At 70.7% G+C, this 23,769-nt stretch carries 20 protein-coding genes; 5 read left to right on the top strand and 15 right to left on the bottom strand.

Annotation, left to right across the window (positions count from 1 at the left end; all coding sequences use genetic code 11):
* Nucleotides 1–142: 142 nt before the first annotated feature.
* The 4 genes from AB0N81_RS25360 to AB0N81_RS25375 form a co-directional block, all read right to left on the bottom strand.
* A complete protein-coding gene (locus tag AB0N81_RS25360; protein ID WP_365362087.1) occupies nucleotides 143–2,764 on the bottom strand; it encodes a [protein-PII] uridylyltransferase in 2,622 nt (873 codons plus the stop codon).
* Nucleotides 2,765–2,869: 105 nt separating this feature from the next.
* Nucleotides 2,870–3,208 carry a P-II family nitrogen regulator gene (locus AB0N81_RS25365; protein WP_365362089.1) on the bottom strand — a complete coding sequence of 113 codons (339 nt, stop codon included), beginning with the start codon at nucleotides 3,206–3,208 and terminating at the stop codon, nucleotides 2,870–2,872.
* Nucleotides 3,205–4,575 (bottom strand): ammonium transporter, encoded by a 1,371-nt coding sequence (locus AB0N81_RS25370; RefSeq protein ID WP_365362091.1) that lies wholly within the window; start codon nucleotides 4,573–4,575, stop codon nucleotides 3,205–3,207. Before AB0N81_RS25370 ends, AB0N81_RS25365 begins: the two co-directional genes overlap by 4 nt.
* Before the next feature lie 335 nt (nucleotides 4,576–4,910).
* Nucleotides 4,911–6,332: a hypothetical protein gene (locus tag AB0N81_RS25375; protein WP_365362413.1), complete on the bottom strand. Its 1,422-nt coding sequence runs from the start codon at nucleotides 6,330–6,332 to the stop codon at nucleotides 4,911–4,913.
* A 500-nt stretch (nucleotides 6,333–6,832) separates the two neighbouring features.
* Between AB0N81_RS25375 and AB0N81_RS25380 the strand changes: the two genes are divergently transcribed.
* The gene (locus AB0N81_RS25380) at nucleotides 6,833–7,495 is read left to right on the top strand and encodes a bifunctional DNA primase/polymerase (RefSeq protein WP_365362093.1); all 663 of its coding nucleotides are present in this window, start codon (nucleotides 6,833–6,835) and stop codon (nucleotides 7,493–7,495) included.
* Nucleotides 7,496–7,608: 113 nt separating this feature from the next.
* On the opposite strand, the gene ftsY is transcribed toward AB0N81_RS25380, so the two are convergent.
* Entirely contained in the window at nucleotides 7,609–8,829 is a 1,221-nt protein-coding gene (gene ftsY, locus AB0N81_RS25385) for a signal recognition particle-docking protein FtsY (RefSeq protein WP_365362095.1), read from the bottom strand.
* A gap of 198 nt (nucleotides 8,830–9,027) precedes the next feature.
* Here ftsY and AB0N81_RS25390 point away from each other — a divergent pair, with 198 nt between their 5' ends.
* Both AB0N81_RS25390 and AB0N81_RS25395 read left to right on the top strand, forming a co-directional pair.
* Nucleotides 9,028–10,485 carry a cytosine permease gene (locus AB0N81_RS25390; RefSeq protein WP_365362097.1) on the top strand — a complete coding sequence of 486 codons (1,458 nt, stop codon included), beginning with the start codon at nucleotides 9,028–9,030 and terminating at the stop codon, nucleotides 10,483–10,485.
* A 114-nt stretch (nucleotides 10,486–10,599) separates the two neighbouring features.
* Nucleotides 10,600–11,583: an LLM class flavin-dependent oxidoreductase gene (locus tag AB0N81_RS25395; protein WP_365362099.1), complete on the top strand. Its 984-nt coding sequence runs from the start codon at nucleotides 10,600–10,602 to the stop codon at nucleotides 11,581–11,583.
* A 53-nt stretch (nucleotides 11,584–11,636) separates the two neighbouring features.
* On the opposite strand, the gene AB0N81_RS25400 is transcribed toward AB0N81_RS25395, so the two are convergent.
* The 4 genes from AB0N81_RS25400 to AB0N81_RS25415 form a co-directional block, all read right to left on the bottom strand.
* Nucleotides 11,637–13,061, bottom strand: coding sequence for a sugar porter family MFS transporter (locus tag AB0N81_RS25400; protein ID WP_365362101.1), 1,425 nt, complete (start codon nucleotides 13,059–13,061; stop codon nucleotides 11,637–11,639).
* Nucleotides 13,062–13,269: 208 nt separating this feature from the next.
* A complete protein-coding gene (smc, locus tag AB0N81_RS25405; RefSeq protein ID WP_365362103.1) occupies nucleotides 13,270–16,830 on the bottom strand; it encodes a chromosome segregation protein SMC in 3,561 nt (1,186 codons plus the stop codon).
* A 239-nt stretch (nucleotides 16,831–17,069) separates the two neighbouring features.
* Nucleotides 17,070–17,273: a hypothetical protein gene (locus AB0N81_RS25410; protein WP_055551056.1), complete on the bottom strand. Its 204-nt coding sequence runs from the start codon at nucleotides 17,271–17,273 to the stop codon at nucleotides 17,070–17,072.
* Nucleotides 17,274–17,675: 402 nt separating this feature from the next.
* Nucleotides 17,676–17,957: an acylphosphatase gene (locus AB0N81_RS25415; protein ID WP_361173901.1), complete on the bottom strand. Its 282-nt coding sequence runs from the start codon at nucleotides 17,955–17,957 to the stop codon at nucleotides 17,676–17,678.
* Between the two features lie 128 nt (nucleotides 17,958–18,085).
* Between AB0N81_RS25415 and AB0N81_RS25420 the strand changes: the two genes are divergently transcribed.
* Together AB0N81_RS25420 and AB0N81_RS25425 are read left to right on the top strand one after the other, a co-directional pair.
* Nucleotides 18,086–18,964: a CAP domain-containing protein gene (locus AB0N81_RS25420; protein WP_365362105.1), complete on the top strand. Its 879-nt coding sequence runs from the start codon at nucleotides 18,086–18,088 to the stop codon at nucleotides 18,962–18,964.
* Nucleotides 18,965–19,025: 61 nt separating this feature from the next.
* Nucleotides 19,026–19,406: a helix-turn-helix domain-containing protein gene (locus AB0N81_RS25425; protein ID WP_365362107.1), complete on the top strand. Its 381-nt coding sequence runs from the start codon at nucleotides 19,026–19,028 to the stop codon at nucleotides 19,404–19,406.
* Here the strand turns inward: AB0N81_RS25425 and mutM are convergent.
* From mutM to coaD, 6 genes are all read right to left on the bottom strand, one after another.
* A complete protein-coding gene (gene mutM / locus AB0N81_RS25430; protein ID WP_365362109.1) occupies nucleotides 19,379–20,239 on the bottom strand; it encodes a bifunctional DNA-formamidopyrimidine glycosylase/DNA-(apurinic or apyrimidinic site) lyase in 861 nt (286 codons plus the stop codon). The two genes, AB0N81_RS25425 and mutM, sit on opposite strands and share 28 nt — an antisense overlap.
* A gap of 71 nt (nucleotides 20,240–20,310) precedes the next feature.
* Entirely contained in the window at nucleotides 20,311–21,129 is an 819-nt protein-coding gene (rnc, locus tag AB0N81_RS25435; RefSeq protein ID WP_365362111.1) for a ribonuclease III, read from the bottom strand.
* 7 nt (nucleotides 21,130–21,136) lie between these two features.
* Nucleotides 21,137–21,310: a 50S ribosomal protein L32 gene (gene rpmF, locus AB0N81_RS25440; protein WP_026165248.1), complete on the bottom strand. Its 174-nt coding sequence runs from the start codon at nucleotides 21,308–21,310 to the stop codon at nucleotides 21,137–21,139.
* 2 nt (nucleotides 21,311–21,312) lie between these two features.
* Nucleotides 21,313–21,963 carry a YceD family protein gene (locus tag AB0N81_RS25445; RefSeq protein ID WP_365362415.1) on the bottom strand — a complete coding sequence of 217 codons (651 nt, stop codon included), beginning with the start codon at nucleotides 21,961–21,963 and terminating at the stop codon, nucleotides 21,313–21,315.
* Nucleotides 21,964–22,125: 162 nt separating this feature from the next.
* Nucleotides 22,126–23,169: a cell division initiation protein gene (locus AB0N81_RS25450; protein ID WP_365362113.1), complete on the bottom strand. Its 1,044-nt coding sequence runs from the start codon at nucleotides 23,167–23,169 to the stop codon at nucleotides 22,126–22,128.
* Nucleotides 23,170–23,280: 111 nt separating this feature from the next.
* Nucleotides 23,281–23,760 (bottom strand): pantetheine-phosphate adenylyltransferase, encoded by a 480-nt coding sequence (coaD, locus tag AB0N81_RS25455; protein ID WP_365362417.1) that lies wholly within the window; start codon nucleotides 23,758–23,760, stop codon nucleotides 23,281–23,283.
* Between the last annotated feature and the right edge of the window lie 9 nt (nucleotides 23,761–23,769).

The raw sequence follows: 23,769 nt of genomic DNA on the forward strand, positions 1-23,769 counted from the left end.
TGTGCGCACGGAGCACCGAGGAAACATTGGCGTCTTTGGACTTGAGGCGTGGCGAAGGGATAGCGAGTACGTACATACCCCCACGGCCCCGCCCCCAGACGAACCGCAGGCGCACGCACGGCGCAGCGGCACAGTCCAGCCCCTACCCCCGCAACCGCAACGCCCCCTCCACCCCCCGAACAACCTCCGCAGCCCGCTCCCCCGCCAGAGGAGCCCCCTCCACACCCGTCACATAGAACGCGTCCACCGCGTTCGCCCCCAACGTCGACACATGCGCACTCCGCACCACCACCCCCGCCGCCTCCAGCGCGCGCCCGATCCGGTGCAGGAGGCCCGGCGCGTCCTGGGCCCGCACCTCGATCACCGTCGCGAGCCGCGAACCCGCCGGCGCCACCGTGACCCGGGCCGGCGGCGCGACGGACCCGCGGCGCCGAGGGTAGGCCGCCTCCCGTTCCGCGAGCCGCGCCTCGATGTCCAGCGAGCCGTCCAGCGCCCGCACGAGGTCGGCCCGCAATCGCGCCGCCTGCGGCAGGGACCCGTACTCCGCGGCGACCCGCCAACTGAGCAGCAGTACAGACGCCCCCGTCCCGGCGGACCCCAGATCGGACGGCAACGTAAGCTCCCGCAGCTCCGCCGTGCGCACCGCGAGCCGATGCATCGCCAGCACCCCGGCCACCGCCGACAGCACCCCCGGCTGATCCGGCACCGCCACCACCAACTCGACCCCGAGCGGCTCGGCCGCCCCCGCGCCGCCAGCCTTCTCCGCCCCGTCCGCCCCGTCCGCGCCCTCAGCCCCCTCAGCCCCCTCAGCCCCCTCCGCCCGAAGCGACAGCACGGGCCCACCCGTACGGAACGCCTCCACCGCGAGCCGCTCCTGCGACGCCGTCGGCGCCGCGTCCTCGGCCGTCTCCTCGGGCGCCCGGCCGGACAGCACCGCCGCCACCCGCTTCACCAGGTCGGCGACCAGCGCCCCCCGCCACGTCGACCAGGCCGCGGGCCCGGTGGCCAGCGCGTCCGCCTCGGTCAGCGCGTGCAGCAGTTCCAGCGTCCCCACGGAACCCACGGCCTCGGCGACACCCTTCACCGTCGCCGGGTCGTCGAGGTCGCGCCGCGTGGCGGTCTCGACGAGGAGCAGGTGGTGGCGGACCAGACAGGCGACGACCGCCACGTCCCCCTGGTCGAAGCCGATCCGCGCCGCGACGTCCCGGGCGATGATCTCCCCGGCCGCGGAGTGGTCGCCGGGCCAGCCCTTCCCGATGTCGTGCAGCAGCGCGGCCACGAGCAGCAGGTCGGGCCGCCCCACCCGGCGCGTGAACCCGGACGCACGCACCGCCGTCTCGACCAGGTGCCGGTCGACCGTCCACGTGTGGACGGCGTTGCGCTGCGGCCGGCACCGCACCCGCTCCCAGTCCGGCAGCAGCCGGGTGATGAACCCCTCGGCCTCCAGCGCCTCCCACACCTGGACCGTGGGGCGCCCCGCGCCGAGCAGCGTCACGAGCTGTTCGCGCGCCTCGGCGGGCCAGGGTGTGGTCAGAGTTCCCGCCGAGGCGGCGAGCCTCCGTACGGCGTGCAGGGACAGCGGGAGTCCGGCCTGGGCGGCGGCCGCGGCGGCCCGCAGCGGCAGCACCGGGTCCCGTTCGGGCCGGGCGGCAAGGGCGAGCACTGCCTCCCCGTCCTGCTCCACGACTCCTTCGGCGAGCGGCGACCGCTCGGCCACGGACCCACGACCGGACCCACGACCGGACCCACGACCGGGCCCGAGGCCGGACCCGAGGCCGGCCCCACGGCCGGCCCCACGGCCACCGCCCAGCATGGCCCGCAGCCGCGGCCGCACGGCCCGCGCCCGCAGCACCCGCCCGACTTCGCGCCAGGTGACGTCGCTGGCGTAGGAGACGACGCGCGCGGCCTCGTACACCTGCCGCAGCAGGGTGTCCGCGTCCAGCAGGCCCAGTTCCGCGGCGACCTGGTCCTGTTCCTGGAGGGCGAGACGGTCGGTGGCGCGGCCCGTGGCCAGGTGGAGCGCGTCGCGCACGTCGAGGAGGCGCCGCCGGGCGTCGGCGAGGCCCTCGCGGGGCGCGTCCGCCAGCCAGGACGCGGCGACGGCCCGCAGCGCGGTCACGTCGCGAAGCCCGCCCCTTGCCTCCTTCAGGTCGGGTTCGAGCAGGTAGCTCAACTCGCCCTGCCGTTCGGCTCTTTCCTCGCACAGATCGCGCAGCTCGGGCAACCGTTTCGGCGCCTGGTTGCGCCAGTCGGCGAGTACGGCGGAGCGCAGCCCCGAGGTCAGCCCCAGGTCCCCGGCGACATGCCGCGCGTCCAGGAGCCCGAGGTGCACCTTGAGGTCTTCACCGGCGGTCTTCCTGGCCTCCGCGGGCGTGCGCACGGAGTGGTCGAGGGCGAGCCCGAGGTCCCACACGGGGTACCAGAGGCGGTCGGCGAGCGCGGCCACCTCTGCCGGGTCCGCGGTCCCGTCGTGCAGGAGCAGGAGGTCCAGATCGCTCCGGGGGGACAGCTCGCCCCGCCCGTATCCGCCCACGGCGACGAGCGCGGCGCCCCGCGGCACGTCCGGGGCCTCGCCCCCGGCCCGGGAGCGCCCCGACCGGGCGGGACCGGCCTGGAAGAGTCCGGCCAGCCAGTCGTCCGTCAGCTCCGCGAGTGCGGAACGGCGCGGCGGCCCGGACCGCGACTCCTCGTGGAGGAGCCGCAGCCGGGCCGCCGCGTAGCCGCTGGGGCCGGAGACTTCCAATGTCGCGTCCACACTCGTCACCCAGCAGCTCCTGTCCAGTCCCGCACAGTTACGTTCAGTTACGTTCAGTTCCGTTCAGTCCCGCCCCGTCAGTCCCGCTCGGCCCCGCACAGTGGGCCGGACGGTTCACAGCGCGTCGGGCCCGCGCTCCCCGGTGCGCACCCGGACGGCCGTGTCGACCGGCACGCTCCAGACCTTGCCGTCGCCGATCTTGCCGGTACGGGCGGCCTTCACCACGACTTCGAGGAGCTCCTCGGCGTCGTCGTCCTCGACGAGAACCTCGATGCGGATCTTCGGTACGAGATCCACGGTGTACTCGGCGCCCCGGTAGACCTCGGTGTGTCCGCGCTGCCGTCCGTAGCCGCTGGCCTCGGTGACGGTCAGGCCCTGGACGCCGAAGGCCTGCAGTGCTTCCTTGATCTCGTCGAGCCGGTGCGGCTTGACGACCGCGGTGATGAGCTTCATGCGTCCACCTTCTTGTTCCGCTGAACCTGGGCTGTTCCCTGCGCGCCGTCCGCACCCGGGGCGGGCACCGCCGCCGTGCGCGGAGCCGTACCGCCGCCCGCACCGCTGAAGTCGTACGCGGTCTCGGCGTGCTCGACCTGGTCGATGCCGCCGACCTCGTCGTCCTCCTCGACCCGCATGCCGATCGTCTTGTCGATGAGGAGGGCGAGGATCGCGGAGGCGATCAGGGAGTACGCGAGGACGGCGCCGACCCCGGCGAGCTGCTTCCACAGCTGTTCGAGGCCGCCTCCGTAGAAGAGGCCCTGGGCCTTCGACTGGCCACCGCCGGTGGCGAAGAAGCCGACGAGGACCGAGCCGGCGATGCCGCCGACCAGGTGGACGCCGACGACGTCGAGGGAGTCGTCGTACCCGAACTTGAACTTGAGTCCGACGGCCATGGCGCACAGCAGACCGGCGATGGCGCCGATGGCGATGGCGCCGAGCGGCGAGCAGGAGCCGCCGGACGGGGTGATGGCGACGAGACCGGCGACGGCTCCGGAGGCGGCGCCCAGCGTCGTGAAGGCGCCGTGGCGGATCTTCTCGTAGATGAGCCAGGCGAGCATGGCGGCGGCGGTGGCGACCTGCGTGTTGACGAACATCAGGGCGCCGACGCCGTCGTCGTTGCCGAGCCACGATCCGGCGTTGAAGCCGAACCAGCCGAACCACAGCAGGGCCGCGCCGAGCATCACGAGCGGCAGCGAGTGGGGGCGCATCGGGTCCTTCTTGAAGCCGACGCGCTTGCCGATGACGAGGATCACGCCGAGCGCCGCGGCTCCGGCGTTGATGTGCACGGCGGTGCCGCCCGCGAAGTCGATGACGCCGAGTTCGAAGGCCCAGCCGCCGGTGCCCCACACCCAGTGCGCGACGGGGAAGTACACGATGGTGGCCCACAGGGCGACGAACAGCGCCCAGGCGGTGAACTTGACGCGGTCGGCGAGGGCACCGCTGATCAGCGCGGGCGTGATGATCGCGAACATCAGCTGGAAGACGGCGAAGACGTAGACCGGGATGGTGTAGCCGTCCCAGAGCTGGTTGACGCCGAGGCCGCTGAGCCCGACGTAGTCGCTCTCCCAGCCGAAGAGGCTGCCGTGGTCGGTGCCGAACGCGACGGAGAAGCCGTACAGCACCCAGAGGATGGTGACGATCCCCAGGCTGATGAAGCTCATCATCAGCATGTTCAGGGTGCTCTTGACGCGGACCATGCCTCCGTAGAAGAAGGCGAGTCCCGGTGTCATGAGCATCACCAGGGCGGAACAGATGAGCATGAACCCGGTGTTGGCGGCAGACAGCTCGGGGGCGTCTGCGGCGATCGTGATGCCTGGGGGCATCGGCGTCTCCTCGTCGTCGTATGCGGCCCGTGCGGGCGAAGCCTGTGCGGTACCGAGCAACCCCTGCTCGGGGAGCGCGGGGCGGTGGGCCGGTTGTGCGCCAGACATTGGCGCAGCGCGGTTTCGGCGGGGGCCCCTCGGTGTTTCGCCGCAGTGACGAAGAGGTCGTGCGTGTTACACGGCCATGAACTGCCGGGTCGCGCGGGGTGCGGTTTCCTACCCTGCGCACAGCATGAGAACCGGCCGCGGCGGCCATCCGGCTGACCTGGCATGGGGGAGCCGAGTCGGGCTGTTAGGGATGGGTCCGCCGCGGCCGGGGCCGGGCGTGCCGGGCTTCAGACCGCCTCCGCGGTCTCCGGCATCTCGATGGCGAGCCGCTCGGTGAGCTGTACGACCTCGGCGACGTCTCCGAAGTCCCGCACGGCGGTGTCGACGGTCTTGCGCAGGCGGGTGTTGACCCGCTCGGAGCGGACCTTCTTGGCGATGTCGAGGGCCTGTCCGGCGAGGACGGTGCTCTGCTCGGGCTCGCGTTGGAGCAGGTGGACGGTGGCTTTGCCGATGAGGTTCAGCGCGTACGAACGCTGGTGTTCGAGGTCCTGCTGGAAGAGCTCGACCGCGCGGCCCATGACGGGCTCGGCGAGCGAGGCGTACGTGGGGCTGCGGCCTGCCACGTAGGCCAGGTCGCGGTACGAGTGGGCGTTCTCGCCGTTCAGTTCGGCCTCGGAGAAGAAGCGGATCCAGTCCGGCTCGGGCTCGGTGAAGTCCTCGGCGTCGGAGAAGGTGTCCTCGGCCATCCGGACGGCCCGCTTGCACTTGCCGGGCTGCCCCATGCTCGCGTACGCCCGGGCCTCCATCGCATACAGCATGGACTGGGTGCGCGGGGTGGCGCAGTCACGGCTGCCGTACTGCGCGAGGTGGATGAGTTCGAGCGCGTCGTCGGGCCGGCCGAGGTGGATCATCTGGCGGCTCATGCTGGAGAGGATGTACGACCCGAGGGGCTTCTCGCCCGCCTCCTTGGCGGCGTGCAGGGCGAGGACGAAGTACTTCTGGGCGGTGGGCTGGAGTCCCACGTCGTAGCTCATCCAGCCCGCCAGTTCGGCCAGTTCACCCGCGACCTTGAAGAGGCGCTTGGAGGTGGCTTCGGGCTGGGGCTCCTGCAGCAGGTCCGTCACTTCGTGCAGCTGTCCGACGACGGCTTTGCGCCGGAGCCCTCCCCCGCACTGGGCGTCCCACTGGCGGAACATCACCGTCGTGGACTCGAGGAGGTCAAGCTCCGGCTTGGAGAGCCGCGCCGGGCGGCGCGACGCGGCGGGCTCGGGGTCCTTGGGCGGCGAGGACGGCGAGGGCACCAGCCAGCGCTGCATGGGCTCGATGAGGGCGGGGCCCGCGGAGAGCGCGAGCGAGGTGCCGAGGAAGCCGCGGCGGGCGAGCATCAGATCGCTGCGCGAGAACTCGCTGATGAGGGCGACCGTCTGCGGTCCTGTCCAGGGCAGGTCGACCCCGGAGGAGGCGGGGGTGCGGTGTGCGGCGCGCAGGCCCAGGTCCTCGACGGCGACGACGCAGCCGAACCGCTCGGAGAACAGCTCGGAAAGGATGCGGGGAATCGGCTCGCGCGGATTCTCGCCGTCCAGCCAGCGGCGCACCCGCGAGGTGTCCGTGGAAATGTGGTGAGCACCCAACTGCCGCGCTCTGCGGTTCACTTGCCGGGCCAACTCGCCCTTGGACCAGCCGCTGCGCACGAACCAGGACGTGAGCATCTCGTTGGGGCGCTTCGCAGCGTTCGCAGTGTTCGCAGTGTTCACGGTGTCCCCGCCGCCTCCGCCGTTGCCGCCCACTGGAACGCCCCCATCCTTCACGACACTTGCGTGCTGTCTACGCCAAGCCCTAACAGAATGCCGGGCCTTGCGGCTGTCCGCCCGGGGAATGTCACCCATCGAACAGGAAACCGACTTGCCTCCGGCATACCCGCGAGTGCTCGAACTCCCAGGGTCATGTACCGAAAGTAATCCCACGATCACCCGTCCGGCGAGGGCGATTGCGGAAACGCCACCATTCGCCACCCCTTCGAATGAACTCCCTTGCGGCGACAAGCGATTCACTTGACACAGGGCAACTGAAAGTGGGCGGAGAGGAGTGCACCGGGGCGCATGACGACCGGCGCACCACCCGCCTGTCCACCGGGCGCCGCCTCAAGGACAGAGGGTCACGATCCGATTCCTGAACGTAACCGCGGCACGCTCGACCCGTTGGAGGGGGCATGGGCTTCACGATCGGCGGCATCCGGGGAACCGACAGGCCCCGGACCGGATCACGGCGGCGCGGCCGCACGTCGGACTGCACCGCGGTGGCGGAGTACACCGGCCTGTGGGGCTGGGACGCGGTGCCGGGCGCCCGGGCCCTGGACGGCGCCTGCTCGTGCGGGGTCACCACCTGTGCCGCCCCCGGCGCCCATCCGCTGGGCTTCGCCCCCGAGGTGCCGGCCGGGGCCACGCTCGACGAGGTGACGGACGCCTGGGCCGAGTTCCCCGGCGCCGCCGTGCTGCTGCCGGTGGGGCGCGCCTTCGACGTGATCGAGGTGGCGGAGACCGCGGGGCGGCGCGCCCTGGTCCGGCTGGAGCGGATGGGGCTGCCCCTGGGCCCTGTGGCGGTCACGCCCGACGGCCGGGCGCAGTTCTTCGTCTCGCCCGGCGCCGCGCGCGAACTCCCCCAGCTGCTCTACCGCATGGGCTGGGACGGCGCGGCCCTGGACCTGCACGGGCTCGGCCACGGCGACCACATCACGGCGCCCCCGTCCGACCGCGGCGGCCTCGGCCCTGTCCGCTGGCTCCGCTCCCCCGCGCTCGACACGGCGACGAACCCGCCCGAGGCGCGCCTCGTCCTCGGAACCCTGGCGTACGTCGCACACCGCTCCCCCGCGTAACGCCTCGCGCACCCTCGAACAGGGCGCCGCAGGACGCGCCACAGAGCCGAAGGGCCCCCTCGCATCTGCACCGTGCGAGGGGGCCCTTCACCTGCGTACGAGAGTCTGGAACGTCAGTCCCCGATGAGCGCGTCCACGAACGCCTCGGGCTCGAACGGGGCCAGGTCGTCGGCGCCCTCGCCGAGGCCCACCAGCTTGACCGGCACGCCCAGTTCGCGCTGCACGGCGACGACGATGCCGCCCTTGGCGGTGCCGTCCAGCTTCGTCAGGACGATGCCCGTGATGTCGACGACCTCGGCGAAGACCCGCGCCTGCACCAGGCCGTTCTGTCCGGTCGTGGCGTCGAGGACGAGCAGCACCTCGTCGAGCGGGGCGTGCTTCTCGACGACGCGCTTGACCTTGCCGAGCTCGTCCATGAGGCCCGTCTTGGTGTGCAGCCGGCCCGCGGTGTCGATGAGGACGACGTCCGCGCCGTCCGCGATGCCCTCCTTGACCGCGTCGAAGGCGATCGACGCCGGGTCGCCGCCCTCGGGGCCGCGGACCGTACGGGCGCCGACGCGGTCGCCCCAGGTCTGCAACTGGTCGGCGGCGGCGGCGCGGAAGGTGTCGGCGGCGCCGAGGACGACCGAGCGGCCGTCGGCGACGAGGACGCGGGCGAGCTTGCCGGTGGTGGTGGTCTTGCCGGTGCCGTTGACCCCGACGACCATCACGATGCCCGGCGTCTCCAGGCCGGACTCGGTCTTCACGGTGCGGTCGAAGTCGGTGCCCTCGGGCGTCCCGAGGAGTTTGACGAGCTCCTCGCGCAGCAGTGCGCGCAGCTCGTCCGGCGTACGGGTGCCGAGCACGCGCACGCGCTCGCGCAGCCGCTCCACGAGCTCCTGGGTGGGCGCGACGCCCACGTCCGCCGTGAGCAGCGTGTCCTCGATCTCCTCCCAGGTGTCCTCGTCGAGGTGCTCGCGGGACAGCAGCGTGAGCAGCCCCTTGCCGAGCGCGTTCTGCGAGCGGGAGAGCCGGGAGCGCAGCCGGACCATGCGGCCGGCGGTGGGCTCGGGGGTCTCGATCTCCGGTGCGGCCGGCTCCTCGACGACGACCGGCGCGGTGGCCGACGGCTCGACGAGGGGGAGTTCCACCTCCTCGATCGTGCGGCGCGGTTCGTCGCGCGGCGTCTCGGCCTCGTCGCCGACCTTCGGTTCGGCGGGAGGGGCGGTGATGGTGGGCGCGGAGGGCGGGGCCTGCGGGGGCAGCTGCTTCTTCTTGCGGCTGCCGATCACAAGCCCGCCGAGCGCGCCGATCACGACCACGGCGATGACTACAGCAAGGATGACGATTTCCATAACCCGTCCAGTATCGGCCATGGCCCCCAGAGAGGCCCAGATTGTGTTTTCCTCCAAAGAACATATGCCCTGGGAGGGCACTACTCGGACTAAAGTACGATGGAGCTCGCCGCATCAACGCGCGTAGAGTCCATCGCGATCACCCCCACCGACGGATCGCGACGTTGCGAGCCGAGCGAGAGGCACGGACCAACCCCCATGAGCAGCAGCACCACCGCCGAACCCGAAGGCGCCCTCGAAACACGCGGCCTCGAGCCCGTCCCGGACGCCGAGCGCACCGGCAGGACCCGCGAGTTGTTCCCCACGTGGGTCGCGGCCAACATCAGTGTCCTGCTGCTCACCATGGGTGCGGGTCTGATCGTGTCCAACGGCCTGAACTTCTGGCAGGTCCTGGTCGTCGCGCTCGTCTCGCCCCTGCTGAGCTACGGCATGGTCGGCCTGATCTCCATCGCCGGCAAGCGCGGCGGCTCGCCGGGCATGACGCTCTCGCGCGCCGTCTTCGGCCAGCGCGGCAACCTCTTCCCTGGCGCGCTGATCTGGGTGGCCCGCTGGGGCTGGGAGACGATCAACGCGGTCACGGGCGCGTACGCGATCATCACCGTCCTGGACATCTGCTTCGGCGTCGAGTCGAGCACCTGGCTGACCGTCGTCACGCTCGTCGCCTTCGTCACCTGCACGTTCCTGATCAGCGGCCTCGGCCGGAAGATCCTGCACATCTGCAGCACCTGGTCGACGTACGCCTTCGGCGCGTTCAGCGTGCTCGTGCTGGTCTATCTCCTCGCCGAGACCGACTGGTCCGCCGTCTTCGACAAGCCCGCGGGCTCCACCGCGATGATGGTCGCGGGCGTCGGCACCATCGCGGCGGGCGGCATCAGCTGGGTCCCCACCGGCCCCGACTTCACCCGCTACCTCCCGCGCAACGCCTCCAACAAGCCGCTGGTCGGCCACGCCATCGGCGGCGCCGGAATCGTCGTCGTGCCGATGGTCCTGATGGGTGCCGTCATGGCGGTCTCCGACCCGAAGCTCTCCTCGGCGCAGGACCCGGTCTCCTTCCTCGGCGAGCTGCTTCCGATGTGGATCGCGGTGCCGTACCTGCTGATGGCCCTCATCGGCATGCTGCTGATCAACTCGATGTCGATGTACTCCGCGGGCTTCACCGCCATGACGCTCGGCATCAAGGTGCCGCGCGCGTGGGCGGTCAGCGTGAACGCGATCATCAGCCTGATCTTCGGCTACATCCTGATGAACGTGGCGACGAGCTTCATGGGCTCGTTCATCTCCTTCCTCACCCTGCTCGCCGTCGCGTTCTCCGCCTGGATCGGCGTCTTCGGCGTCGACATGCTGCGCCGCAAGACGTACGACGGCGAGGCCCTCATGGACACCAAGCGCACCAGCGCCTACTGGTACAAGGCCGGCTTCGCCTGGCAGGCCATGACGGCGTGGGCGGTCGCCCTGGTGGTGGGCCTGCTCTTCACCAAGGTCGACTGGTTCAGCGGCCCGCTCGCCACGTCCTGGATCGGCCGTCACGGCCTGGGCTGGCTGATCACGATCGTCGTCGCCGCCGTGCTGTACGCGGTCCTGCCGAAGTCCCCGCTGGTGGAGAAGGACGCGGCCGCCGGCAAGGGCGGGGACGACACCGAGCTGGTCTCCGCCTGATCCTCGCCAACTCCCGTACGGGACCATCCAACTCCCGTACGAGGGTATCCATCTGATATCGCGTCAGCTAACGTCCCCCTTCGCCGCCCACGCACGGTGAAGGGGGACGTTCCCATGCCCGCCACAGTCGTACGTTTCAACCTCGTCGATCCCGCGGCGACGCCCGCCTCCCTGAGCGAGCGCTACCGTGCCGCCCTGGAGATGGCCGCGTACGCGGACGACCGTGGCATCTCCACGGTCCAGACGGAGGAGCACCACGGCGCGGAGAACAACTGGATCTCCTCGCCCTTCACGTTCGCGGGCGCCGTCTTCGGCGCGACCCGGCGGATCACCGTGACGGTGTCCGCGGTGATCGGACCGCTGCACGACCCGCTGCGGCTCGCCGAGGACATCGCCGTGCTCGACCTGCTGAGCGCGGGACGCCTGGTCACGGTGGCGGGGATCGGCTACCGGCCCGAGGAGTACGAGCAGTCGGGCGTCGACTGGACGCGTCGCGGAAAGCTCCAGGACGAGCTTCTGGAGACGCTGCTCGAGGCGTGGACCGGCGAGCCCTTCGACTTCCGCGGCCGCACGGTGCGCATCACGCCCCGCCCCTTCACCCGGCCGCATCCGCTGCTGCTCGTCGGCGGCTCGTCTAAGGCCGCGGCCCAGCGGGCGGCCCGGCTGGGCCTGCCGTTCTTCCCGAGCGCCCATCTGCCGGAGCTGGAGGCGTACTACAACGAACAGCTCGCGCTGCACGGCACCGAGGGCTGGACGATGATGCCCGCCGCCGAGACCCACCTCCTGCACATCGCCGACGACCCGGACCACACCTGGGCCAAGCACGGCCAACACTTCCTGCACGAGGCCCGTACGTACGCCTCCTGGCAGTCCCGGGACATCCGCTCGGCGGTGAAGTCGACGGCCACCACCGTGGAGGAGCTGCGCGCCGAGGGCCTCTACCGGATCCTGACGCCCGACGAGTGCGTGGCGTACGCGAAGGGCGGCGCCGGCAGCCTCATCCTGCATCCGCTCTCCGGCGGCATGCCCGTCGACGAGGGCTGGCGGAGCCTGCACCACTTCTGCGAAAACGTACTGCCCCGGCTCAAGGACAAGTGAGCACGAGTCCTTCAGCCGGGGCAGCTTCCTGAAGAGGAGGGGGCAGCGGGGGTTTAACCCATCTCCTCCAGGGCCTTGCCCTTCGTCTCCTTGACGAACTTCATGACGAAGGGGATCGAGAGCGCCGCGAAGGCGCCGTAGATGATGTACGAGCCGGTCAGGGACCACTCGGACATGCTCGGGAAGGTCTTGGTGATCGCGAAGTTGGCGAGCCACTGGGCGGAGGCGGCCACACCGAGCGCGGCGGCGCGGAGCCGGTTGGGGAAGATCTCGCCGAGCAGCACCCAGACGACCACACCCCAGGACAGGGCGAAGAAGAGCACGAAGGCGTTGGCGGCGATGATCGCGGTCAGGCCCTGCGCGTTCGGCAGCGAGACGTTGTCACCGGAGCCGGTCTTGTACGAGAACGCCCACGCCATGGTGAACAGGGCCGCCGCCATGCCCGCGGAGCCGATGATGGCGAGGGGCTTGCGGCCGATGCGGTCGACGAAGATCATCGCGATGACCGTACCGATGATGTTCACGATCGACGTCTCGAACGAGTACAGGAACGAGCTGCTCGGGTCCTTGCCGATCGACTGCCACAGCTGGTTCGAGTAGTAGAAGATCACGTTGATGCCGACGAGCTGCTGGAAGACCGACAGCATGATGCCGATCCACACGATCGGCAGGAAGCCGACCTTGCCGAGCAGGTCCTTGAAGGACGGCTTGTGCTCGCGGTGCAGGCCCTTCTCGATCTCGTCGACGCGCGCGTCCAGGTCGATGGAGGTGCCCTCGACCTCGCCGAGCACCTTCTTGGCCTCGGTGTGCCGTCCTGCCGAGATCAGGAAGCGCGGCGACTCCGGGATGATGAAGGACAGCAGGCCGTAGAGCAGCGCCGGGATGACCATGACGCCGAGCATCCACTGCCAGGCCTCCAGGCCCATCAGCTTGCCGCGCTGGTCGCCGTCGGCCATGTTCAGGATGCCCCAGTTGACCAGCTGGGAGACGGCGATGCCGATGACGATGGCCGCCTGCTGGAACGAGGCGAGCCGGCCGCGGTAGGCGGGCGGCGCGACCTCGGCGATGTACGCCGGGCCGATCACCGAGGCCATGCCGATGCCGATGCCGCCGATGAGGCGCCACATCGTGAGGTCCCAGGCCGCGAAGGGCAGGGCCGAGCCGATGGCGCTGGCCGCGAAGAGGACGGCGGCGATCTGCATGCAGCGGATGCGGCCGATGCGGTCGGCGATGCGTCCGGCGACCGCGGCACCGACGGCACAGCCGAGGAGTGCGGTGGCGATGATCCAGCCGAGCATGTTGGCGTCGACGTCGAAGCGGTGCTGGATGGCGACGGTCGCGCCATTGATCACCGAACTGTCGTAGCCGAAGAGGAAGCCACCCATCGCGGCGGCCGCCGTAATGAAGATGACATGGCCGAGATGGTCCGGGTGGGCCTCTCTGGCTCCGGACTGGGGCGCCTGCGATGTGCTGGTCACGTGTACTCCTCGGGCCACCGGCAGCGCTGCCGGGGGTGGGGGCGAGCTCTTCAAGTGGCGCACAACTTCACGCCGCCCACCACCTGAAGGTAAAAGCAACGTTGCAGAGACTATGCCTTCAAGTTTCGAAGTCAATAGGTGGGCTGCTGTGAATTTGAGGGCACTCTGAGGCCGCGTACGTTCAAGTCTTGAAGTGTTGGAAGGTGGGCTAGCGGAGGCGCTGGCTGATGACCTTGGAGACGCCGTCTCCCTGCATCGAGACGCCGTACAGCGCGTCGGCGACCTCCATCGTGCGCTTCTGGTGCGTGATCACGATGAGCTGCGAGGCCTCCTGCAGCTCCTGCATGATGCGGATGAGCCGCTGCAGGTTGGTGTCGTCGAGCGCCGCCTCGACCTCGTCCATCACATAGAACGGGCTGGGCCGTGCCTTGAAGATGGAGACGAGCAGCGCCACGGCGGTCAGCGAACGCTCGCCGCCCGACAGCAGCGAGAGCCTCTTGACCTTCTTGCCCGGCGGCCGGGCCTCGACGTCGATGCCCGTGGTGAGCATGTTGCCGGGGTCGGTCAGGACGAGCCGCCCCTCACCACCGGGGAAGAGCCGCGAGAAGACGCCCTCGAACTCCCGGGCCGTGTCGTAGTAGGCCTCGGTGAAGACCTGCTCGACCCGCTCGTCGACTTCCTTCACCACCTGGAGGAGGTCGGTGCGCGTCTTCTTCAGGTCTTCGAGCTGCTCGCTCAGGAACTTGTGGCGCTCCTCCAGCGCCGCGAACTCCTCGAGGGCGAGCGGATTCACCTTTCCGAGCTGCTGATACGCCCGTTCGGCTGACCTGAGCCTCTTCTCCTGCTCCCCACGGACGAACGGCACCGGCTGGTTGCGCGGGTGCTCCGGGTCGGCCGGCAGCTCCTCGCCCTCGGCGGGGGGCGAGGGCGGCACGGGCTGACCGGGGCCGTAGTCGGCGACGAGCCCCGCCGGTTCCACACCGAGTTCCTCCAGTGCCTTGGTCTCCAGCTGCTCGATGCGCAGCCTCTTCTCGGCACCGAGTACCTCGCCGCGGTGAACGTAATCCGTCAGTTTGTCGAGTTCGGCCTTGAGGTCGCGGCCCCGGCTGCGCTCGGCCGCCAGATCCCGCTCCCGCACCTCCTTGGCGCGCTCGGCGGCGGCACGCTCTTCCTGTGCGCGTACGAGGGACACCTCGACGTGGGCGAGCAGCAGGCGCCCACCGGAGGCGACGGCCTCGGCGACGGCGGCCTCGTGGCGCAGCCGCGCCCTGCGCTGCTCGGCACGCGCGCGTGCCTCGCGCTCGGCGCGCGCGGCCCGGTCCAGGGAGTCGGCGCGGCCCGCGAGCGCCTTCACCCGCTCCTCATGTGTACGCGCCTGGAGCCGCGCCTCCATCTCGGTCTGCCGGGCGTTGGCCCCGTCGGCGGCGAGCCGGTCGCGCTCGGAGGTGTCGGGCTCTTCCTCTGTCCCGGAAGGGGACGCCTCCTCGGCGACGGCGAGCCGCTCGGCGAGTTCCTCGGCCTCCTCGACCGCCTTGTCCAGCGCGTCCTGCGCCTTGGCCGCGGCGGCGGCGGACCGCTCGGCCTCGCCCGCGGCGCCCCGCGCCTGCCCGGCGAGCCGACCCAACTGCTGCGCCACGGAGGACTTCTCCCGGTCGGCGGCCCTGCGCCGCTCCCCCAACTCCTCGACGAGCGCGGCACATTCCTTCCGCCGCTCCCCCGCACTGCGCTGCGCCTCGGCCAACTCTTCGCATTGCCCGGCGAGTTGCTCCAGCTCGGCGGCGGCCTCGTCGACGGATGCCTGCACCTCCAGCAGGCTGGGCGCCCCGGCGGACCCGCCCTGCGCGAAGTGCGCCCCGAGCAGATCCCCTTCGGCGGTGACGGCTGTCAGCTCCGGGTGCGCGTAGACCAGGTCCTCGGCGTCCTCCAGCGTGCCGACGGCGACGATTCCGCGCAGCAGCCGCCGCACCGCGGGCATCAGCTCGTCGGGGCCCCGCACGAGATCGGCGACGTACGGCGGCCCTCCGGGACGCTCCTGTCGTACGTCGTCGGGGGCGTCGGCGAGCAGCAGCGCCGCGCGTCCCGCGTCCTGCTTGCGGAGCAGGCGGATGGCCTCGGCGGCCGTGCTCGGCCCGCGCACGGCGATCGCGTCGGCGCCGGCGCCGAGCGCGGCCGCGACGGGCACCTCGTAGCCGGGGGCGACGGTGAGGAGGGTGGCGGCCGGGCCGAGCAGCCCGGTGAGCCGGTCCTTGGCGGCGAGCAGCGCGCCGGTGCCGTCCTTGCGCCGCAGACCGAGCGCGAGCGCCTCGTGGCGGGCGGCGACCGCGGCCCGCTTGCGCTCGGCGCCGGTCGCCGCCTCCCGTGCCGCGGTGAGCGCGGCCTCGGCCTCGGCGAGCTCGCGCTTCGCCGCGTCGTGCCGCTCGCCGAGCTCGGCGTCGTCCGCGTCGAGCCCGTCGACCTCGGCCTTCAGCTCCTCGTACTCCTCCTGGGCCGCGACCGCGCGCTCGGTGGCCTCGTCCCGTGCGGCGGCGAGCCGGTCGATCTCGGCCTGGGCGGACGCGGCACGCGACCGGGCCGCGTTGACCTGTCCGGTCAGCCGTGCGAGCCCTTCACGCCGGTCGGCGATGGCCCGCGCCACGTCCTTGAGCCTGCGCTCCTCGACCGCCAGCCTGCGTTCGAGGTCGGAGCGGTGGGCGACCGTGTCGTCCAGGGCGTGCTCGGCTGCCTCCAGGGCAGCTTCGAGCTCGGCCTCCTGCTCGCGGATGCGGGCGGCCTCGCGCTCCATGTCCTCGGGGTCGCGGCCTCGGCGCTCCTCGGGGGGCGCGGCGGTGGCGCTCTTGACCCGGGCGTCGGCCAGCGAGACGGTGCCGCGCACCCGCTCGGCCAGCTGGGACAGCTCGTACCAGGTCTGCTGGGCCCGCTGCAGCCGCGGTGTGAGGCGGCGCACCTCTTCTTCCAGCCGGGCCTCGCGCTGCACGGCCGCCTTCAGCTCGGCCTCGGCGCTCTCCTTGCGCTCCTTGAGCGCGGCCTCGTCGGCCACCTCGGCGTTCAGGGCCTCGCGCAGCCGTACGAGGTCGTCGGCGAGCAGCCGCAGTCGGGCGTCGCGCAGGTCGGCCTGGATCACGGCGGCCCGGCGTGCGACGGCGGCCTGCCTGCCGAGCGGCTTGAGCTGGCGCCGCAGCTCGTCGGTCAGGTCCTGGACGCGCGCGAGGTTGGCCTTCATCGCGTCGAGCTTGCGCAGGGCCTTCTCTTTGCGCTTGCGGTGCTTGAGGACGCCGGCGGCCTCCTCGATGAACGCGCGTCGCCCCATCGGGTCGGCGTGCAGCACCCCGTCGAGCTGTCCCTGCCCGACGATGACGTGCATCTCACGGCCGATGCCGGAGTCGGAGAGCAGTTCCTGGATGTCGAGGAGGCGGCAGGTGTCGCCGTTGATCTGGTACTCGCTGCCGCCGTTGCGGAACATGATCCGCGTGATGGTGACTTCGGCGTACTCGATGGGCAGGGCGCCGTCGGAGTTGTCGATGGTGAGGGAGACCTCGGCGCGGCCGAGCGGGGGCCGCCCGGTGGTGCCGGCGAAGATGACGTCCTCCATCTTGCCGCCGCGCAGTGATTTGGCGCCCTGCTCGCCCATGACCCAGCTGAGCGCGTCCACGACATTGGACTTGCCGGAGCCGTTGGGTCCGACGACGCAGGTGATGCCCGGCTCGAACTTCAGCGTCGTCGCCGACGCGAAGGACTTGAAGCCGCGCAGGGTCAGGGCCTTGAGATGCACGCCGTCGGACTCTACCTTTCGTCGACAGTTTCACCGAGGAACGTGCAGGGCACATCAGACGGTAAAGAATCCACGGTAAAGAGAGCAGCGTACGGCGCGGCAGAGCCGGGGCAAGAAAGAAGGGACGCCGAAGCGTCCCTTGCAGATCTGGACAAGCGGCTGACACGACAGCCTGACCACTTGCTTGGTACGGGCCCTTGCGGCAAGGCAAGGCCCATATGTTCGTCAGCGGATAGGGATCAGGTGAGCGCAGGCTCCGCCTGGGGTACGTCGATGCTCTCCAGGAGAGATTCGTGAGAAGCGGCAGCCGCCAGCGCGTCGTTCTCCGCCTGGATCCGACCGAGCTCGGATTCCAGGTCCTGGACGCGCTGCTGGAGCCGTCGCATCTCGGCGAGGAGTCGCGGGTCGCTGCCGCCGACGTAACCGAGAAGCGCCTTTGCCATGATGGATGGTCCTCCACACTGAGTGACCGACCGAAGCGGTGTGGGTCGTGAGGGAATCGCACCCGCGGTGCTTGGCACTCATTGTTTCGCTGGGTCGTACTGGCCGTTCTCACATGCCAAACAGCTAAGGTGCGCGGGGCTTCCAGAGTCTCACCAAAATGTTTGACGGTCAACACGATCACGCCCCGTATTGGCGGGCGACCCGGGGGCGCGCGGCCTCGGAACGGGCGGCGCTGCTACTCCTTCGGGGCCCTGAGGGCGTGGAGATCATCCTTACTTGCGGAGCCTGCCACGGCAAGAGGTTCTTGGCAACCACCAGGCTCTTTCTGCCTCAGGCAGTTGCCCGGGACACTCGTCCGGCGCCCCGGCGCTCCCTCCTCAGAGCGTTCGCGCGGGTCACGGTCAGCGGATGGCGAAGGTCTCGTATATGCCACGTGGTGTGTCCCAGATCTCTGTGACGCCGTCGACGCGGCCGGGTGTGTCGCCTTCGCGAAGCCAGTCGAGCAGTTTCTGGCAGCCCGCCCGGGGGCCCTCGGCGACGACCTGGACGCGGCCGTCCTCCAGATTGAGAGCAAAACCACTCAGGCCGCCGATCTCCAGTGCCTTGGCCCGCGTGAACCAGCGGAATCCCACGGCCTGCACGCGTCCTCGCACCCAGGCGGTGAGTCGCACGTCTTCGTTCATGGGTGCACGCTAACCGGCCAATTGCTCTGGGAGCACTTCGTCCCCATGCGTCATCGCGTACAGTCCCGAATCGATGAGCCTCACTCATACGGGTGAGTCACGTTGATCGCAGGACGAAAGGCCAGGAGATGGGACGCCACCGACGCTCCGGCGCTGGACAGGCCGCCGCCACCCCTGAGGACCACCCGGGGAAGGTGTCGCACCGCCGCAAGGGCCGCGCCGCCACCCCGGTGCGCACGGGCCTGCTCGGGGTCTCCGCCGCCGTCGCGATGGGGGCCGTCGCGGTCGCCGCGGGCGTGCTCCCCGGGGGCGACAACTACCAGCTGGGCGGCGGGGGCGACTCCGGTGAAGTGCGTTCCGCGCCCGTCCCGACCGAGGTGGACGCCCAGGGCGGTTCCCGTGCCGAGGCCGAGCGGGGCACGCCGTCGCCGAGCCGTGGCACCGGACGCGCGGAGGCGCCGAAGCCCGCTGCCTCCAAGACCGCCCCGAAGCCGTCGAGGACGCCGTCCGAGAAGCCGTCGAAGCAGGCGCCGGAGCCGGACACCGACAAGAAGTCGACGCTGCCCCCGTCCCGTACGCCCGAGGAGAAGCCGAAGGCTCCCCCGGCGAGCTCGCAGTCGTCGTCCGACGAGAGCCGGGCCGAGGCCGCGGTGCTCACGCTGGTCAACCAGGAGCGGGCCAAGGTCGGCTGCCGCCCGGTGCGGGCCGACGACCGCCTCGCGGCGCTGGCCGGCGACTTCAGCGCCGACATGGCGGAGCGCGACTTCTTCGACCACACCGACCCGGACGGCGCGACGCCGTGGGACCGCGCCGACAAGGCCGGCATAACGGACCTGGGCGGCGAGAACATCGCCCGCGGCCAGGCCGATGCCCGGTCCGTGATGGACGCCTGGATGAACAGCGCGGGCCACCGCGCCAACATCCTCAACTGCGACTACAAGACCCTCGGCGTCGGCGCGCACTTCGCGCCGGGCGGCCCGTGGTGGACGCAGGACTTCGGCTTCTGATCCCGCCGGCCCGAGCCAGCGCTAACTATTCGAAAGCGCTGTGCGGGAGTACAGTGTCGGCATGGAATCCTCCGACCTCGCGTACGACGTCTTCTCCCGGCAGTGCCCGTCCCGGGGCACGCTGGAGCACGTCACAGGGCGCTGGGGAGCACTCACCCTCGGAGCGCTGCACGAGGGCTCGTTCCGTTTCAACGAACTGCGCCGCCGCGTCGACGGCGTCAGCGAGAAGATGCTGTCCCAGACCCTGCACGCGCTGGAGCGCGACGGCCTGGTGCACCGTGAGGCACAGCCGACCAATCCGCCGCGCGTGGACTACCGGCTCACCCCGCTGGGGCACGAGGTCGCCGAGCGCCTGCTGGCCCTGATCCACTTCGTGGAGAGCCGGCAGGACGAGGTGCTGCGGGCCCGGGAGCGCTACGACGCGACGCGCGGCGGCCGCTGACAGCGGGGGCAGAAATAGCTGGACCGGTTCATCCAGGGGCGGCGGCGGATCGCGGCACCGCAGCGGCGGCACGGCTCGTTCTCCCGGCCGTAGGCGTCGAGGGACCGGTCGAAATAGCCTGATTCGCCGTTCACGTTCACGTAGAGACTGTCGAAGCTGGTGCCGCCGACGGCGAGGGCCGCGTTCATCACATCCCGTACGTGGCCGAGGAGTTCGGCGGTGCGCGGGCGCGTGAAGGTGCCGGTGGGCCGCTCGTAGTGCAGCTTGGCGCGCCACAGCGCCTCGTCCGCGTAGATGTTGCCGACACCGCTGATCAGCGACTGGTCGAGCAGGGCCCGTTTGATCGTCGTACGACGGCGGCGCAGCGCGAGATGGAAGGCCGCGTCGTCGAACGCGCTGTCCATCGGGTCGCGCGCGATGTGCGCGATGACGTCCGGGAGCCCGTCGGGGGTGTTGTCGTGGAGCGAGAGCCCGCCGAAGGTGCGCTGGTCGACGAAGCGGAGCTCGGTGCCCTGCTCGTCCGCGAAGCGCATCCGGATCCGCAGGTGCTTCTCGTCCGGGGCCTCCTGGGGCTGCACCAGCAACTGGCCGCTCATGCCCAGGTGGGCGAGGACGGACTGCGCGGAGTCGGCGAGCGGCAGCCACAGATACTTGCCGCGCCGCTGCGCGAGACCGATCCGGTGTCCGGTCAGCCGGTCCCCGAAGTCCACGCCGCCCGCCAGGTGCCGGCGCACCGCACGCGGATGCAGCACCTGCACGTCGGCGACGACGCGTCCGCTGACCCAGCGCTCCAGGCCACGCCGGACGACTTCGACTTCGGGCAACTCAGGCACGGTCCGGTCTCCTCAAGGACGATGCCGACCGCCCCCTGAAGGGGCGGCCGGCATCAGATGACAGTCGGCGGTCAGGCCGAGGGAGCGTCGGCGGTTCCCTCGGACGTGGCGGCAGCGGCGGCCTCGGCCGCCTTGACGCGCTCGTCCGCTGCCGCGCGGATGGCGCGCCATGCGGACTCGGCGGCCTGCTGCTCCGCTTCCTTCTTGCTGCGGCCGGTGCCGGTGCCGTACGAGACGCCTCCGACGCGGGCGGCAGCAGTGAAAGTCTTCTCGTGGTCGGGGCCGCTCTCCGTGACGAGGTACTCGGGCACGCCGAGGCTCTCCGTCGCGGTGAGCTCCTGGAGACTGGTCTTCCAGTCCAGGCCCGCTCCCAGGTTCGAGGACTTCTCGATCAGCGGGTCGAAGAGCCGGTGCACGAGCTCGCCCGCGGCGTCCAGACCCTGGTCCAGATAGACCGCGCCGATCACCGCTTCGAGGGTGTCGGCGAGGATGGATGCCTTGTCCCGGCCTCCCGTGCCCTCTTCACCCCGGCCGAGCCGGATGAAGGAGCCGAGTTCGAGGCCGCGGCTGACCTCCGCCAGCGCACGCGAATTGACCACCGCGGCCCGCAACTTGGCCAGCTGGCCTTCGGGCAGGTCGGGGTGGGTGCGGTACAGCGTGTCCGTGACGACGAGGCCGAGCACCGAGTCCCCGAGGAACTCGAGCCGCTCATTCGTCGGCAGACCGCCGTTCTCGTACGCGTACGAACGGTGGGTCAGCGCGCGCACCAGAAGGGCGGACTCGAGCTTGTACCCGAGCCGCCCTTCCAGAAGCGTGTGGGACGAGGCCGTTGTCTCCGCCAATTTCTTGGCGTCTTCCGCCTTCTTGGGGCTAGACACGGTGCCTCTCACCAGCCGCTCAGACCTCGAGGACCTGGCGCTTGTTGTAGGTGCCGCAGCTCGGGCACGCGATGTGCTGCTGCTTGGGCTCCTGGCAACGCTCACACGAAACCAGGGTGGGGACCGCAGCCTTCCACTGCGACCGGCGGTGGCGCGTGTTGCTGCGCGACATCTTCCGCTTCGGAACAGCCACGGCTACTTCTCCTGCTTCTCGTCGACGCCCGCTTCCGCTTCGGCGCCGCTCATCTCGTCCTTCTCGCCGTCCTGGATGGTGCCAGCGAGTCCCTGCAATGCCGCCCAACGGATGTCGACGGCGTCATGGTGGTGGTCCGGGTCGTCCGCGAGCCGCACCCCGCACTGGGAGCACAGGCCCGGACAGTCTTCCTGGCACACCGGCTGCATCGGCAGTGCGAGCACCACCGCATCACGCAGCACAGGCTCGAGGTCGAACATGCCGTCCTCGAGAAAGAGCCTGCTCTCGTCTTCCTCGGCGTCGTCGGCCGGTTCCGCGCTGCGGCCCCGGTCGTCGGCGTCAGGGTACGAGAACATCTCCTGGAAGTCCGCGTCGAGCTCCAGCTCGAGCGGCTCCAGACACCTTACGCACTCCCCCTCGGCCGTTGCACGGGCGGTGCCTGTGACAAGCACCCCTTCCATGACCGACTCGAGACGGACCTCCAGCTGGACCGGGGCGCCCTGCGGCACTCCGATGACCCCTTCGATGCCGAGGGCGCTCGGCGGGCCGGGCGCCTCGATCTCGCGGGTCACCCGCTGCATGGCACCAGGACGCCGACCCAGCTCGTGTGTGTCGAACACGAGGGGGTTTCGGTGGTCGAGGCGCGTGCTCAGGGCTTTTCCAACTTTCGGATCCGGGGAGTTCAAAGGGGGGCCGCCGCACTGATGCCGCACATGTGCGGCTTGGGCGGGCAGCCTGGATCGCGGACGTATGCGCGACCGAAGAGCCAGGATACTTGACCTTTCGCTCTCGGCCCAATCCGGCCCGATGTGCCGCTAGCGTCCCTGTTCGTACTGGCGCAGCTGCTCGGCGCTGATCATGGTCGTGTCGAAGAGGCTGGCCTCCTCCAGCGCCGCGGGCTGCTGGGCGGCCGGCGCCTCGTAGCGGGGCTGCTCGTAGCCCTGCTGCGGGTAGCCGTACTGGTCGTGCTGCTGGTACGCGTACGGGTCCTGCTGGCCGTACGGCTGCTGGTACGCGTACTGGTCCTGCTGCTGGTACCCGTACGGGTCGGGCTGCTGCTGCGGCGGTGCGTAGGGCTGCTGGGCGGGGATCGGCGGGGTCTGCGGCGGCTGCGGCGGGGCCTGGGCCGGCACTGCCGCGGCCACGGGGCCCGCGAGGTCCGCCAGGTATTCGGCGTCGGTGGTGTGGCCCTGCGTGGCGGTGCCTTCGCCCAGCGTGCCGAGCTCGTCGGCGGGGGCGCGGCCGTGCAGGGTCTGGCGGCCGCGGCCGACGGCTTCGAGGGTCTTGGCGAGGACCGCCTCGAAAGCGCCGAGCTTGGCGTCGACGTACGCGTCGGCGTTGCGGCGCAGCGTCTCGGGGTCGTGGCTGCGCTCGGGGGCGTCCTCGTCCTCGTATCCCTGCTCGTCGAGGCCGGGGCCGGTGCCGAGGAGCTTCTCGCGGCCGCGGCCGACCGAGCCGAGGGTCTTGGTGAGGACGACCTCGAAGTTGGCGAGCTTGCTGTCCACGTAGTCGTCGGCCTCGACACGGACCTCCTCGGCGGCCTGGCGGGCCTCGGCGAGGATGCGGTCGGCCTCGCTCTGCGAGTTGCGGGCGACCTCGGTGTCGGAGATCAGGGACCCGCGCTCGGCGTGCGCGGTCTCGATGATCCGCTCCGCCTCCTGGCGGGCCTGCTCGACGAGCTGCTCGCGGCCGCCGATGAGCTCCTGCGCCTGGGCGAGGGAGCCCGGCAGCGCCTGGCGCACCTCTTCGAGCATCGAGAGCAGATCGGCGCGGTTGACCACGCACGAGGCCGACATGGGCATGGACCGGGCGCTGCCGACCGCCTGGACGATCTCGTCGATCTTCTTCTGCACGTCCACCGTGTGCTCGCCACTCTCTACAGCTGGTTGGGAGACGGACGGGACGACTGTAAGGCCAGTGGCCGCCCGCCCGACACCGGGTGACGAACTGTCAGCGCGCCTGCGGGTGGGTCACTTCTTGCCCAGGCGTTCGACCAGGGCCTCGTGGACGATCGGCGGCAGCAGGTGCGCCACGTCGCCGCCCCAGGCCGCGACCTCCTTGACCAGCGAGGAGGAGAGGAAGCTGTAGGTGGGGTTGGTCGGCACGAACAGGGTCTCGACGCCCGAGAGGCCGTTGTTCATCTGGGCCATCTGGAGTTCGTAGTCGAAGTCGCTGACCGCGCGGAGGCCCTTGACGATGGCGGGGATGTCGCGCTGCTTGCAGAAGTCGACGAGGAGGCCGTGGAAGGACTCCACCTCGACGTTGCCGAAGTCGGCGGTGACCTGGCGGATCAGTTCGATCCGCTCATCGATCTCGAAGAGACCTTTCTTCGACTGGTTGATCATCACCGCGACGTGCACCACGTCGTACAGCTTGGAGGCGCGGGCGATGATGTCGAGGTGTCCATTGGTGATGGGGTCGAACGACCCCGGACAGACGGCGCGGCGCATCGTGAGTCC

Source organism: Streptomyces sp. NPDC093510 (assembly GCF_040683555.1).
GTDB lineage: Bacteria > Actinomycetota > Actinomycetes > Streptomycetales > Streptomycetaceae > Streptomyces.

What these genes read in the sequence shown, in the direction of transcription:
- ftsY (WP_365362095.1), bottom strand. Translation starts at nt 8,829, where the DNA reads ATGGAAATCGTCATCCTTGCTGTAGTCATCGCCGTGGTCGTGATCGGC.
- AB0N81_RS25415 (WP_361173901.1), bottom strand. Translation starts at nt 17,957, where the DNA reads ATGAACGAAGACGTGCGACTCACCGCCTGGGTGCGAGGACGCGTGCAG.
- AB0N81_RS25425 (WP_365362107.1), top strand. Translation starts at nt 19,026, where the DNA reads ATGGAATCCTCCGACCTCGCGTACGACGTCTTCTCCCGGCAGTGCCCG.
- AB0N81_RS25390 (WP_365362097.1), top strand. Translation starts at nt 9,028, where the DNA reads ATGAGCAGCAGCACCACCGCCGAACCCGAAGGCGCCCTCGAAACACGC.
- AB0N81_RS25365 (WP_365362089.1), bottom strand. Translation starts at nt 3,208, where the DNA reads ATGAAGCTCATCACCGCGGTCGTCAAGCCGCACCGGCTCGACGAGATC.
- coaD (WP_365362417.1), bottom strand. Translation starts at nt 23,760, where the DNA reads ATGCGCCGCGCCGTCTGTCCGGGGTCGTTCGACCCCATCACCAATGGA.
- AB0N81_RS25395 (WP_365362099.1), top strand. Translation starts at nt 10,600, where the DNA reads ATGCCCGCCACAGTCGTACGTTTCAACCTCGTCGATCCCGCGGCGACG.
- AB0N81_RS25410 (WP_055551056.1), bottom strand. Translation starts at nt 17,273, where the DNA reads ATGGCAAAGGCGCTTCTCGGTTACGTCGGCGGCAGCGACCCGCGACTC.
- AB0N81_RS25420 (WP_365362105.1), top strand. Translation starts at nt 18,086, where the DNA reads ATGGGACGCCACCGACGCTCCGGCGCTGGACAGGCCGCCGCCACCCCT.
- AB0N81_RS25380 (WP_365362093.1), top strand. Translation starts at nt 6,833, where the DNA reads ATGGGCTTCACGATCGGCGGCATCCGGGGAACCGACAGGCCCCGGACC.
- AB0N81_RS25370 (WP_365362091.1), bottom strand. Translation starts at nt 4,575, where the DNA reads ATGCCCCCAGGCATCACGATCGCCGCAGACGCCCCCGAGCTGTCTGCC.
- AB0N81_RS25375 (WP_365362413.1), bottom strand. Translation starts at nt 6,332, where the DNA reads ATGCTCACGTCCTGGTTCGTGCGCAGCGGCTGGTCCAAGGGCGAGTTG.